This is a genomic window from Specibacter sp. NPDC057265 (assembly GCF_042668835.1).
Taxonomy (GTDB): domain Bacteria; phylum Actinomycetota; class Actinomycetes; order Actinomycetales; family Micrococcaceae; genus Specibacter.
The window spans coordinates 1-13,163 of record NZ_JBHUYE010000023.1 but is presented as its reverse complement, the minus strand read 5'-3'; the positions used below and the strand labels follow the sequence as shown (position 1 = coordinate 13,163).

Sequence of the window (13,163 nt, the reverse complement as noted above, 5' to 3'; positions counted from 1 at the left end):
CGCCAATCGGCACAGCTGTGGCACTGGACACGGTGTGCCTCAGCTGTGCCTGGACGGCGTCAAAACAAGCGTCAGATTCCGCTTTGGTCCTTTGCGGCCGGGGCCGGCTTTTTGCGGTTGAGCCGCCAAATGGCAAAGGCAATGAGGGCCAGCGCCAGAACCGCAAGCAGCAGGTAGGTGTAGCCGCGCAGGTACCAAACCACCGCGGTGGCCACGCCCACGGCCCCCCAAACAGTGAACACGCGCTCATCCAGACCCATGCCTACCATCAGCAGCACCACAAACACCACCAGGGAAATGGCCTGTTCCAGCGCGTTGCCGTTGAACACTGTAATCAATGCACCCAGGCTGGCCACCGCCGACGCAGCCATGAGCAGCTGCCGGCCCATGGCGCGCTGCCCCCCGAGGTAGCGTTTCACCGACAGCGCAGCCAGCGCCATGGCGCACCACTGCACGCTCCAGAACGCGCCCAGGTCCACGTAGCTGGAGCAGGCCCAGAACCAGACAAGCGCGCAGCCAATGATTGCCGCATCCACCACTGGGCTCCTGAACCGCGCGGGGGCTTCAAAGCAGGCGGCAGCCGCCACCACCGTGAACGCCGCGGCGCCGGGCAGGACCGTGCCGTCGTCGGCCATGGCCCACAGGGCAAACAGTGCACCGCCGAGCAGGGCCGACGCCGTCAGCGCGCCAGTGTCAATGTTGCCAGTTCCGCCCAGATCCACCATGAGGAACCGCACCACATACAGTGTGCCGGTCAGGACCAGGAAACCGGCCAGCGCTGAAAATCCGGCGTTGTCCGTCATCTCCAGCACCTGTGCGCGGAACAGCAAGGCCGCAATGAAGATCAACAACGCACCCGGAATGGTCAGCCATCGCATTTTCATCAGCTGCGTGGCCGCCAGCAGCGCCAGTCCAGCCAGCAGCCACCAGCCGGCGAACACGCCCAGCGCCGCCCCGGCATCCACCACGTGCGCGGTCAGCAGCATGGCAGCCGTCGCGACCAGCCAGAACCATTGCAGCTCCGGTGATTTGGGCGTGGACAGGCAGCGCCACACAAGCACTGCCACGCCCAGAGCCAGCAGGCCCAGGGCGGTGGCACCGGTCCAGAGCGTCGGCGCCACCACGGCCGCAGCCCCCATCACCGCCATGATGGACAGGTATGCGGCACCGCGCTGCTTCAGCAACAACTGCGCGCAAATGGCCGCCGCCGCCAGCACGGCCAGCTCCAGCACCACCACCGGGCGCATGCCGGTGCCGGAGGCTCCAAATCCCCCGCTGGCACCGTAGTAGGCCAGGGGAAGAACCAGCTGCGCGGCCAGCACACCCCACAGGGTAAGCGTCATTACCTGGCCATGGCCCACCGCAGCGCGCAGGTGGGCCCGGCGGGAGATCAGCAGCTGCAGCCCAAACTGCACCACCAAGGCAAGGCACAGCACCAGCGAGACGGCGGTTGTGCCGGCGCCGAACAGCTGGGCCAATGCTGCCGCCAAGACTGTGCCCGTGCCCCGGGCCAGCAGCGCGTAAAGGCTGCGGGGCAGCAGCTGCCCCGCCCGGGCGGCAACGGCCGACGCCGTCACTGCGGCAAGTGCCAGCACCACGCTCAGGGGCGCCGGATCCGCCGCCCCCAGCAGGGCCAGGAGCAGCAATGCCACCGGTGCGGCCCAACGCGTGGCGGGCATGGGCGTTGCGGCGAGGGCACCGGCACCCATCAGCAGAGCCGCCGCCGCGGCCACGGCCGCAAGCAACACCAGCACCGTCCACACACCCTCGGGGGCACCGGGAACCCACGCCGCGGCCACCAGAACCGTCAGCGTCAGCGTGAGCGTGGCGTCCACATCCAGCCACCGGTGGCGGCGGCCCTGCCAGATGGCGCTGGCCACCCACAGCAGCTGCGGCAGCAGTGCCAGCGTCAACACCTCCCCCAGCCCCACCCGGGCACCGGCCGCAGTGGTGGTGGGATCGACCTCCGCCCACCACTGGAACAGTGCCGTGGCCAAGACCAGGGTTCCCAGCCGCGCCGCCCACCAGTAGCACCAGCGGTGCAGCTGGTGGCGGCCGTCGCGGCGCATGCCTGCGCACATGGCCAAATACCCCACAGTGAGCGCCCATGCCGTGGCCGCTCCCCCGGCATGAAAAACAGGTCCCACGGCCAACGCTGCCGTCACCAGGAACAGCGGCGCGGACAGTTCGCCCAAAACAGGCATCCGGTGGGCAAGTGAAACCGCTGAATATGCGACGGCGGCGAGTCCCATGAGTGCTGCGGCCACCAGGAATTCCATCCGCAGTGCGGTGGCCGAACCGCCACCCCAGGCGCCGAACAATGCCGGAACGGCCACCGCCAGTGACAGCAGCACCACCAGAAACGCCCCGGCCGTGGTCCAGATCAGGGCCAAATATACTGTCAACGGGTTGGCTGTGCGGGTGCGGGCCAGGGAAGCGTCCGCCAGCAGCTGCAGTGCACAGAGCACGGCGGTGATGGTCAAAATGGCCCCCACCTTGCCGGGCTGCGCAGGGACAGCCGCCGCCAGGGCCGCAGCCGCGAAGGCGGTGCCCGCCACCCGGGCCGCGCCCAGCCAGCTCCGCTTCCACCAGGCACTGCCGGCGGTGGCCCATCTAGTGACCGTGTAGCCCACCATGATCCCTAGAAGCACTGTCCAGTCCAGCGCCGTCAACAGCGGTGAGGTGACCAGCACCGCCAGCAACGCCGGCACAGGCAGCCACTCCCGCCGGGGCAGGAATGCCGGCACCGTCGCCATGCCCAACACCAGCGCCACCGCCAGTCCCCAGGCGGTAAAACGACTGCCATTTTCGGCAGCCAGGCCAACTGTCCAGACCAAACCGCCCACCGCGGCTGCGGGAACCGCAGCGACCAGGTCCCAGGACGTCCAGAGCACCAGGGGGCGCAGCGCCGCCGTTCTTGTCCGGGCCGCGGCAATGGCCAGCACCTGCAGTGCCAGCCCAAGGGCGAAGGCCCCGGCCACCCAAATGGCTTCAGCCTGCATCAGCCAGCCAATGAAGGGAGCTGCCAGTGTCAGGCAAAGGCGCAGGCCCACATAGTTCCAGCCGCGAACGGCTGGTCCCGGCAGCGCCAACAGCACAGCAAAATATATGACCCCTGCCACCAGGACCAGCAGGTGGTCCGCAGCGTTGAGCAAGGAACCGACCACCAGGGAGGCCAGCAGCCCGGCGGGGGCAAACCACGGCCCCAAATCCAGCAACGGCCTGGCGTAGAGCTGCGCTGCGCCGTGCCCCTTGCGGCTGCGGCGTTCCAGCAGTTGGGCCAGCAGCATCAGCAAGGCCGAGAAAACTATCAGTGCAGCGAAATACCAGGCCAGGGCCGCACCGAGGACGGCGGTGGAGGACCACACCGTGGAGAGCAGGAAAGCCAGCGAGGTGTAGACAATGAGGCGGCTTTGCATGCGTACGGCGGCCACCACGTACGCCACAGTGCCTATGAAGGAGGTGAACAGCCAGACGGCCGGGCCCTGGGGAAAGCCCAGGTTGTAGGTGGCGATGCCCGCAAACGGAATAATGGCCAGGGCCGTGCCGGTGAAGGCAACGGCTGCGGGCCTGAGCCGGGCCACCTTGCCGTGGGTCACAAGTCCGGCTGCGTAGAACACCGCCGTTCCAAACCACACACCCACCAGCCGCGCCGCAGGGGGCAGGGTGCTGCCCACGAACAGTGCTGCCGCAGCCACCATGAGCAGGCTGGCCACGTACAGGGTGATGTTGATGTTTTGTGTTTCGCGCCTTTGTCTGCGCTCAGCCACCAGCTGTGGATCGACGGCCATGGTGGCCGGTTGTGTCCAGGGGGCTTGTAACGACGGCGGCTGCGGCCACGGGGATGGCTGCGCCGGTGGGGCCTGCGCCGCCGGGGCCTGAAACTGCTGCGCTCCAGGGGCCGTGGCTTGGAAGGCTGCCGCGGCAGGGGCCGCAACAGCCCCGGCGGCAAGCTCCGGCGCAACGGGTGCAGCGCGTGTGACGGGTGCAGCTGACGGCGTAGGCGGCACCGCCTGCGCCGGCCCGCCGGCGGGGGTGGGAAGCTGCGCACCGGTCTGCAGATCAGCGTGACCGGGCTGCGCCGGAGCGGGCTCCCTGGCGGACAACTGCTGGGCAGCGACGGCATCGCGCCAGCCGGCCAAATGCCCATCCAGGTAGCCGCGACGGTACACGTCGTCAAGGTTTTGCGGCGCGGTGGGCGGAATGGCCGGTTCCGGATTGTGCTTCATGGGGCTCCCCTGCTGGTCATTGGCTCCCAGCATAGGCCAAGGGATCCACGCAGCCTGGACGCATGCCGCCAGATGGGCACAACTGCCCATGCCCGGCGGATTTCCCCGGTCCGGCACCTGACAGGGGGCGTGCGGTCAGGTGATTTTTCGGCGTCGCCCGGCTTGACGCAGGCCCAGCACCCCACCAACAGCCGCCCCGCCACCGAGCACCATGAGCGTCAGCCCAAGGTAATTTGGCATGCCCCAGCCATCACTGGCCAAAGCCGGCAGTTCGCTCTCAAGTTCGACGGCGGGACGCCCACCCAGCCGGTAGGCGACGGGTTGACCCACGATCTGATCCTTCGTGGGGAAATCCGCCACCCAACCGCCCGTGGAATCCAGCGGCGGGTGGTAGCTGGGAAAGTGGTTGCTTTGAAGCGTGTGCTCCTGGCCATCGCTGCCGGCAAAGGTCAACTCCACGGCCATGGCATGCCATTCGCCGTCGTCGGCGCGCACCACATTGGCCCGGGCATCCATGACCGTGCCCTGCAATCCAGAGTCCTGGAGCTCTTGGGCGGTGGCGGAATCGCTGCCTCCGGCCCGGAACATCCCCTGCCCGAACAGCAGAAGCACCGCGGCGAAGACCAGCACAATGATGGATGCGGTGCGCAAGGTGCCAGCCGGGATTTGCTGATTGTTCGCAGTCATGAAACCAGCCTATCCGGCGGGCGGATCCGGGGCATGGGCAATGGTGCCCATCGGCAAGGCTGGCCCAACGTTCTAGACTTCAGACAGAACAACCGGCGCAGGCCACGGACGTTCACCTCAATGAATGGACAGACATGAACTCAAACATGCTCGGCGCTGACCCGGAGCAGCTGCGGGCGCTCGCCAAGCTCTTCAGCAAATACTCTGCGGCGTTGGATTCCACGGCAGGAACCCTTCACCCCACCATCATGCGTGCACGCTGGAACGGCCCTGACGCGCAGAAGTTCCGCCAGCAGTGGTCCACCAGAATGCGTCCCCAGCTCAAATCGGCCAGCGAGCTGTTCCTGGACACCTCCAAAAAACTCCAGTCCCAAGCCAAGGAGCAGGAACAGGCTTCCTCCGAGGCCAGCCTGGCAGGAGGCCCTGGCGGTTCCGGCGGCGGCTCCGGGGCAGGCGGATCCGGAGGGGATGCGGGCACCGGCCTGCAGGATCAGTTGGAAAGCATGGACTCCCAGACGGCGCAGGAAGTCACGCACTGGTGGAACGGCCTCAGCAGGGAACAGCAACAGGAGCTGCTCAACGGCAAGGACGGGGACGGAATCCCCAACGCCTATCACCTTGCGGCACTTCAGGAGAAGCTGCCCTTGGATGCCCTGCGTGCGGCCAGGTCCATCCTGGTGGACAATGCCAAGGGCTCCATCCCCATGTACACCCAGAAGGACACCTTCGGTGTGGACGGCCAGGTGGCCTGGGTCCACGGCGGGGCCCACCTTTCAAGCCAGATCATTCAAAACGCCGACGGCTCCGTCACCTTGAAGCTCAGCGGCGACATTGGCGGCGGCGTCAACACGCCAAGCACCAAGGGTGGCGCCAACGCCACGCTGACCGGGGAGTTGTCCAAGACCTACAGGTTCAACAGCCTGGAGGAGGCCCTGGCCGCCCGCGACGACATGCTCACTTCGCTGCCCCCGGACGGCTTTGGCCGGGCCTCGGAGGCGGTGAAGGATCCGGGCGGATACATTGAGGGCACCCTTGACAAGGCCGCCAAGGAGAACGGGACCACCAAGGAATACATGAGCGCCAAAGGCACGCTGTCCTTCGGCGTTGAAGGCAAGGTCAGCGAAGACGCCTCCGCGTCGGCCAAGCTGGATCTGGCCTACGAACAGAACCTCGACGACGGCACCTCCGCTGCCACCGCAACGGCCAAGGTCACCGCGAAACTTGATTTGGGTGACGGCATGAAGTTCGGCGGCAACGGTGAGGCCGGGGTTAAACTGTCCATGGACAAGGACGGCGACATTCAGAAGATGACTGTCAACCTCAAGGGCACCATTGAGGGCTCTGTCAAGGATCGCGGAGAGAATCCGGATCCCATGACCGAGCTGTTCGACGCCAAGCCGCCGGCAGAGGGGCCAAGCGTCCAGTTCAAGGGCGGTGTGCAGGGAACAGTTCAGTTGGAGCTGTACACCACCGATGAGAACCGGCACCTGGTGGAAAGCTACCTGGGCAACCTGGCCAACGGCAACCCAGTGGCCGCAGCACAGGATCTGCAGGATATTTACCACGCGTCCGCCGTCACGGCGCAGCTGAATTCAACGGTTTCCTCCGAAACCAATCTGGTGGACTTCGACTCGGGCGTGGCAAGCCTGAAGGTCGGCGGCACCAGTGAAGCGACGGTCAATGCGGGGACCGTGCATAAATCTCCCTATGATGATGACTTCCACGGCATCCGCGGGGAATCGGATTATGTCCCCAAAAAATAGCCCGGCGTCCAACAACCACACCAACACGAGAGGCTGCAGATCTTGAGCATTCAATTCAGCACCGGACTTGGACTGCAGCTGACCCTGCCCGACGGAGCCGAACGCATCGCCGAATCCAGCGCCGGCCCGCTCAGTGCCCAGTTCAGCCTGCCGGGCGGAGAAGTCGTTTCCGCAATCCGCGATGACGCCGCCGCCAGCAGCCTGGCCGGCGTCATCGCCTGGACCCAAAGCATGGCCGGCCATTACACCGCCGAATACGGGGCCGTTGAAGAAATGCAGGGCAGCATCCCCGCCCAGGACCGGGAAGGCTACGCCTACAGCGTCTGCTTCACGGATGCCGAGCAGACCCCCCGCCGGGCCACCTTGGCAGGCTGCCTGCTCCCCGGTGGCGGCTTCGCCGGAATCACGCTGCTGAGCATCAATGACGGCAGCCCCCTTGACACTGCACTGGTGCAGGAGATTGTGCACGGAATCGCCCCCGCCAACCCCTAGTCAGCACCGGCCGGGCAGCACGGGCACACCCGCCGCCGCACCCCCGCCGGCGCATCCACCGGCGCGCAAGCCGCTGGCGCCGCTGCCGACAAACACAAACCGGCACACGCAAAGAAGGGCCCCAGCAAAAGCTGGGGCCCTTCTTCAAAGAGCTACAAGTGAGTCAAAGACTACTTGAGGATCTTGGTGACACGACCTGAACCAACGGTGCGGCCGCCTTCGCGGATAGCGAAGCCGAGGCCTTCTTCCATGGCGATCGGCTGGATCAGCACGACCGACATTTCGGTGTTGTCGCCAGGCATAACCATTTCCGTGCCCTCGGGCAAGGTGATGACGCCGGTAACATCCGTGGTGCGGAAGTAGAACTGCGGGCGGTAGTTGGAGTAGAACGGGTTGTGACGCCCGCCCTCGTCCTTGGCCAGGATGTAGACGTTGGCTTCGAACTCGGTGTGCGGGGTGATGGAACCCGGCTTGACGATGACCTGGCCACGCTCAACATCTTCGCGCTTGATGCCGCGAAGCAGCAGACCACAGTTCTCGCCGGCCCATGCCTCGTCGAGCTGCTTGTGGAACATTTCGATACCGGTAACCGTGGTCTTCTGGACCGGACGGATACCAACGATCTCAACTTCAGAGTTGATCTGCAGCGTTCCACGCTCGGCGCGGCCCGTAACAACGGTTCCACGGCCGGTGATGGTGAAGACATCTTCAACCGGCATCAGGAACGGCTTGTCCTTGTCGCGGATCGGGTCCGGAACGTTGTTGTCCACTGCATCCATCAAGTCCTCAACGGACTTGACCCATACGGGATCGCCTTCCAGGGCCTTCAGGCCGGAAACGCGCACAACGGGTGCCTCGTCGCCGTCGAAGCCCTGTGAGGAGAGGAGTTCACGAACTTCCATTTCGACCAGGTCGAGGAGTTCTTCGTCATCAACCATGTCGGACTTGTTCAGCGCGACCAACAGGTAGGGAACACCAACCTGGCGGGCCAGCAGAACGTGCTCGCGGGTCTGAGCCATCGGACCGTCAGTGGCGGCAACCACCAGGATGGCACCGTCCATCTGAGCAGCACCGGTGATCATGTTCTTGATGTAGTCAGCGTGACCGGGGGCGTCTACGTGTGCGTAGTGGCGCTTCTCGGTCTGGTACTCAACGTGCGAGATGTTGATGGTGATACCGCGCTGGCGCTCTTCCGGCGCCGAGTCGATGGAACCAAAATCACGCTGCTCGTTGAGATCGGGGTACTTGTCGTAAAGTACCTTGGAAATGGCAGCCGTCAACGTGGTCTTACCATGGTCAACGTGACCGATGGTACCGATGTTAACGTGCGGCTTGGTCCGCTCGAACTTTGCCTTCGCCACGGGTTCCTCCTAGAACGTTTTCAGATGACATACTTTCAACCGCGCTATTCGCAGTCGAAATTCAAAGTAAGTCTACTGGGGGCTTTTGATATTTAAGAAATTGCTGGGTGCCAGGCGCCCGGGCCACGGCAAATGCGTGAACCAGGCGCCTGACAGGGTGCGGCTACTCGCCGCGGGCCTTCTGGATGATCTCGTCGGCAACAGCCTTCGGGACCTCAGAGTAGCTGTCGAACTTCATCGAGTACACGGCACGGCCCTGGGTCTTGGACCGCAGGTCGCCAATGTAACCAAACATGCCGGACAGGGGCACCAGGGCCTTGATGACCTTGACACCGCTTGCGTCCTCCATGGACTGCATCTGGCCGCGACGTGAGTTGATGTCACCAATAACTTCACCCATGTATTCCTCAGGGGTGCGGACTTCAACTTCCATCAACGGTTCAAGCAGAACCGGGTTGGCCATCCGAGCAGCTTCCTTGAACGCCATGCGACCGGCAATCTTGAAGGCCATTTCGGAGGAGTCAACATCGTGGGACGCACCGTCAAGCAGTGTGGCCTTGATGCCGACCATGGGGTAGCCGGCCAGCACGCCGTCAGGCAGTGCGGACTGGATGCCCTGGTCAACGCTGGGGATGTATTCGCGCGGAACACGGCCACCAGTGACCTTGTTCTCGAACTCGTACATTTCGCCTTCGGCAGTATCCAAAGGCGCAATGGCGATCTGGATCTTGGCGAACTGGCCGGAGCCACCGGTCTGCTTCTTGTGCGTGTAGTCGTGCTTGACCACAGCGCGCTTGATGGTTTCACGGTAGGCAACCTGCGGCTTGCCAACGTTGGCTTCCACGTTGAACTCGCGGCGCATGCGGTCCACCAGGATGTCCAGGTGGAGCTCGCCCATGCCGCCAATTTCAGTCTGGCCGGTGTCTTCGTTGAGGTTGACGGTAAACGTCGGGTCCTCTGCGGAGAGCTTCTGGATTGCCGTGGAGAGCTTCTCCTGGTCACCCTTGGTCTTCGGCTCAATGGCAACGAAGATCACGGGAGCGGGGAAGGTCATCGACTCCAGGACAATCTGGTTGGCCGGGTCGCACAAGGTGTCACCGGTGGTGGTGTCCTTGAGGCCGATCACGGCGTAGATGTGACCCGCGTGGATCTCATCAACAGGCATTTCCTTGTTGGCGTGCATCTGGAAGAGCTTGCCAATGCGTTCCTTTTTGCCCTTGGTCGAGTTCATCAGCTGGGTACCGGAGGTTGCCCGCCCGGAGTACACGCGGATGAAGTTCAACTGGCCAAAGAAGGGGTGGGTGGCAATCTTGAACGCGAGTGCGGAGAACGGTGCCTCCTCGTTGGGCTCACGGGTGAGCTCAACTTCCTCGTCGCGGGGATCGTGGCCCACCATGGCGCCAACGTCCAAGGGGTTGGGCAGGTAGTCAATGACTGCGTCGAGCATGGGCTGCACGCCGCGGTTCTTGAATGCCGAACCACAGAAGACCGGGTAGATCTCCGAGTTCACCGTCAACTTGCGAATGCCGGTCTTGAGTTCCTCAACGGAAGGCTCTTCGCCTTCGAGGTACTTCTCCATGAGCTCTTCGGAGGACTCGGCAACTGCCTCAACGAGGGCTGCGCGGTACTCTTCGGCCTTTTCCTGAAGATCCGCGGGGATCTCCTGGACTTCGTAGGCAGCACCCATGGTGACGTCACCCTTGGAGTCGCCGGCCCAGACAAACGCCTTCATGCTCAGCAGGTCAACGACGCCGGTGAATTCGCTTTCAGCACCAATGGGCAGCTGCATTACCAGCGGCTTGGCACCGAGACGGTTGATGATGGTGTCCACGGTGAAGTAGAAGTCAGCACCAAGCTTGTCCATCTTGTTGACAAAGCAGATACGCGGAACGTTGTACTTGTCAGCCTGACGCCAAACGGTCTCGGACTGGGGCTCAACGCCTTCCTTGCCATCAAAAACAGCGACGGCGCCGTCAAGCACGCGCAGTGAGCGCTCAACCTCGACGGTGAAGTCAACGTGGCCGGGTGTGTCAATGATGTTGATCTGGTTGTTGTTCCAGAAGCAGGTCACGGCGGCGCTCGTGATGGTGATGCCGCGTTCCTTTTCCTGTTCCATCCAGTCGGTCGTCGAAGCGCCGTCGTGCGTTTCGCCGAGCTTGTGGTTCACACCCGTGTAGAACAGGATGCGCTCAGTTGTAGTGGTCTTGCCGGCATCAATGTGGGCCATGATGCCAATGTTGCGGACCTTGTTAAGGTCTGTAAGCACGTCCTGTGCCACGGTTTCTCCCTCGTTTAGAGATGAGCTAAGAAAGCTGCCGGCGGGTTGGCCGCCGGCAGCCTCATGACTCTAGTTACCAGCGGTAATGAGCGAAGGCCTTGTTGGACTCTGCCATCTTGTGGGTATCTTCGCGGCGCTTGACAGCGGCACCAAGACCGTTGGAAGCATCCAATACTTCGTTGCGCAAGCGCTCCGTCATGGTCTTCTCGCGGCGTGCCTTGGAGTAACCAACCAACCAACGCAGAGCCAGGGCGGTCTGACGACCGGGCTTGACCTCGACGGGGACCTGGTAGGTTGCGCCACCAACACGGCGGGACTTGACCTCAAGGCTGGGCTTGATGTTTTCCATGGCCTTCTTCAAGGCAACCACGGGATCAGCACCGGTCTTTTCGCGTACACCTTCAAGGGCACCGTAAACGATGCGCTCTGCAGTGGACTTCTTGCCGTCTACCAGAACCTTGTTGATCAGCTGTGTGACCAGGGGGGAACCGTATACGGGATCTACAACTAGCGGCCGCTTGGGGGCCGGACCCTTGCGAGGCATATTACTTCTTCTCCATCTTTGCACCGTAGCGGCTGCGGGCCTGCTTGCGGTTCTTGACGCCCTGGGTATCCAATGCACCGCGGACAATCTTGTAACGAACACCGGGAAGGTCCTTCACACGGCCTCCGCGAACAAGCACGATGGAGTGCTCCTGGAGGTTGTGGCCCACACCGGGGATGTAGGCGGTGACTTCCACGCCACCGTTAAGGCGCACACGTGCAACCTTGCGCAGAGCCGAGTTCGGCTTCTTCGGGGTGGTGGTGTAGACGCGCGTGCAGACGCCGCGGCGCATGGGGCTGCCCTTCAGTGCGGGAGCCTTGGTCTTGGTGACCTTGGGTGTCCGGCCCTTTCGGACCAGCTGGTTAATCGTAGGCACTTTCGTGTTCTCCGTTTTTTCTCGAGAGGTTTCTCGCTTTGCCTGCCCGGTGGCCCGCATGGTGCAGCCGCTGGGATGTGGCGATTTACTGGTAGTCGCAGACTTGGCGACTTCACAGCGCCCAGGCATGCAAAAATGTGGCATTCGCTGTACAAGAACCGTACAACCCGGACCCGCATCCGCTCCCCGCGAAGGGAATTGACACTCTTATCCACTGCCACACTAACAATTACTCATTACACTACCATGCCGGAGGCCGCCGGCTGAAATCGATGCAAGCGCCGATCCTTGACAGCTTCCCGCCGGTGGCCCAGTCTCAGATGTACTCCACGGCGTGGACAACGCCGGGCGCGGTGACGGGACTTTTGCAGAGGGTGTGGCTGGTTCATGGCTGAGGCGGATTTGGTGCTTGAGGGCGGCGGCGCGAAGGGGCCGGCACTGGTGGGTGCGGTGGCGGCGCTGGCCGGGGCCCGGGACCCGTATGTCTTTCACCGGGTGGCGGCGGCCTCGGCCGGGGCCATTGTGGGAGGACTGTTGGCGTCAGGGCTGGAGGTCTCCCAGATCAAGGCCATCATGGATGGCCTTGACTTTGCCAAGTTCAAGGACAATGCCGGCCTGCTGGGGCATGTTCCGCTGCTGGGCCCCGCCGCGGGGCTGCTGTTCCATCAGGGGATGTACAGCGGTGAATACCTGCACCGCTGGATCACTGAACTGCTGGCGGCCCAGGGCGTCTACACCTGGGCGGACCTCAGGCACGAGGACCCCGGCAGCGCCCTGCCGCTTCGGCAGCGCTACAAGCTTGTGGTGATCGTCTCGGATGTCTCCCGCGGGATCATGCTGCGTCTGCCGTGGGACTACGAAAAACTGCTCGGCGTCGATCCGGACACCGCCTTGGTTGCCGACGCCATCCGGGCCTCGGCGTCCATACCTTTTTTCTTCCGGCCCTGGAACATGCCCACGGATCCGGCAGTGACCGGCCATGACCACATTGTGTGCGTGGATGGAGGGCTGCTGTCCAACTATCCGCTGTCGATCTTCGACAGAACCGACGGGAAGCTGCCCAGGTGGCCCACCCTGGGGGTCAAGCTTTCCGGCCGGAACACCATCCGCGACCAGGCCTGGAACCCGGACAACAACAGCTTCGAACTGGCCAAATCGCTGCTGATCACCTTGCTGGGCGCTCAGGACCGCAGCTACATCAGCGATCCCCAGGCGTCCTCCCGGACCATTTTTGTGGACACCTCCAAGCAGCGCGCCACGGATTTCAAGCTGACACAGCGCGAGAAGGATGCAATGTACGCCACAGGCGAAGCCAGCGGAAAAAAGTTCCTTGCCGGCTGGGACTGGGAAAAGTGGAAAAGCGGCGACTACCGCCGGTAGCGGGGTGGATCCGCCTTAAAGCCCGACGGCGGTTGGCTGGTTTCGCAGGGAAA

9 protein-coding genes are annotated in these 13,163 nt (G+C 63.6%); 3 read left to right on the top strand and 6 right to left on the bottom strand.

The window, feature by feature from the left end; translation table 11 throughout:
* Positions 1-71: 71 nt before the first annotated feature.
* Both ACFUCV_RS13235 and ACFUCV_RS13230 read right to left on the bottom strand, forming a co-directional pair.
* A complete protein-coding gene (locus tag ACFUCV_RS13235) occupies positions 72-4,229 on the bottom strand; it encodes a hypothetical protein (protein ID WP_380816462.1) in 4,158 nt (1,385 codons plus the stop codon).
* Positions 4,230-4,364: 135 nt separating this feature from the next.
* Positions 4,365-4,916 (bottom strand): hypothetical protein, encoded by a 552-nt coding sequence (locus tag ACFUCV_RS13230; RefSeq protein WP_380816460.1) that lies wholly within the window; start codon positions 4,914-4,916, stop codon positions 4,365-4,367.
* A 134-nt stretch (positions 4,917-5,050) separates the two neighbouring features.
* Between ACFUCV_RS13230 and ACFUCV_RS13225 the strand changes: the two genes are divergently transcribed.
* Together ACFUCV_RS13225 and ACFUCV_RS13220 are read left to right on the top strand one after the other, a co-directional pair.
* Positions 5,051-6,679 carry a WXG100 family type VII secretion target gene (locus tag ACFUCV_RS13225; RefSeq protein WP_380816458.1) on the top strand — a complete coding sequence of 543 codons (1,629 nt, stop codon included), beginning with the start codon at positions 5,051-5,053 and terminating at the stop codon, positions 6,677-6,679.
* 42 nt (positions 6,680-6,721) lie between these two features.
* Complete coding sequence (locus ACFUCV_RS13220) at positions 6,722-7,171, top strand: hypothetical protein (RefSeq protein WP_380816456.1); 450 nt, start codon at positions 6,722-6,724, stop codon at positions 7,169-7,171.
* Between the two features lie 170 nt (positions 7,172-7,341).
* Here ACFUCV_RS13220 and tuf read toward each other — a convergent pair whose 3' ends face one another.
* The 4 genes from tuf to rpsL form a co-directional block, all read right to left on the bottom strand.
* Entirely contained in the window at positions 7,342-8,532 is a 1,191-nt protein-coding gene (gene tuf / locus ACFUCV_RS13215; RefSeq protein WP_380816454.1) for an elongation factor Tu, read from the bottom strand.
* A 163-nt stretch (positions 8,533-8,695) separates the two neighbouring features.
* Positions 8,696-10,810 (bottom strand): elongation factor G, encoded by a 2,115-nt coding sequence (gene fusA / locus ACFUCV_RS13210; RefSeq protein ID WP_380816452.1) that lies wholly within the window; start codon positions 10,808-10,810, stop codon positions 8,696-8,698.
* Between the two features lie 73 nt (positions 10,811-10,883).
* Positions 10,884-11,354, bottom strand: coding sequence for a 30S ribosomal protein S7 (gene rpsG / locus ACFUCV_RS13205; protein ID WP_038464713.1), 471 nt, complete (start codon positions 11,352-11,354; stop codon positions 10,884-10,886).
* Position 11,355: 1 nt separating this feature from the next.
* Positions 11,356-11,730 (bottom strand): 30S ribosomal protein S12, encoded by a 375-nt coding sequence (gene rpsL / locus ACFUCV_RS13200; RefSeq protein ID WP_038464715.1) that lies wholly within the window; start codon positions 11,728-11,730, stop codon positions 11,356-11,358.
* 387 nt (positions 11,731-12,117) lie between these two features.
* Here rpsL and ACFUCV_RS13195 point away from each other — a divergent pair, with 387 nt between their 5' ends.
* Positions 12,118-13,110 carry a patatin-like phospholipase family protein gene (locus ACFUCV_RS13195; RefSeq protein ID WP_380816449.1) on the top strand — a complete coding sequence of 331 codons (993 nt, stop codon included), beginning with the start codon at positions 12,118-12,120 and terminating at the stop codon, positions 13,108-13,110.
* Positions 13,111-13,163 lie beyond the last annotated feature (53 nt).

What these genes read in the sequence shown, in the direction of transcription:
- ACFUCV_RS13235 (WP_380816462.1), bottom strand. Translation starts at nt 4,229, where the DNA reads ATGAAGCACAATCCGGAACCGGCCATTCCGCCCACCGCGCCGCAAAAC.
- rpsG (WP_038464713.1), bottom strand. Translation starts at nt 11,354, where the DNA reads ATGCCTCGCAAGGGTCCGGCCCCCAAGCGGCCGCTAGTTGTAGATCCC.
- ACFUCV_RS13225 (WP_380816458.1), top strand. Translation starts at nt 5,051, where the DNA reads ATGAACTCAAACATGCTCGGCGCTGACCCGGAGCAGCTGCGGGCGCTC.
- ACFUCV_RS13195 (WP_380816449.1), top strand. Translation starts at nt 12,118, where the DNA reads ATGGCTGAGGCGGATTTGGTGCTTGAGGGCGGCGGCGCGAAGGGGCCG.
- ACFUCV_RS13230 (WP_380816460.1), bottom strand. Translation starts at nt 4,916, where the DNA reads ATGACTGCGAACAATCAGCAAATCCCGGCTGGCACCTTGCGCACCGCA.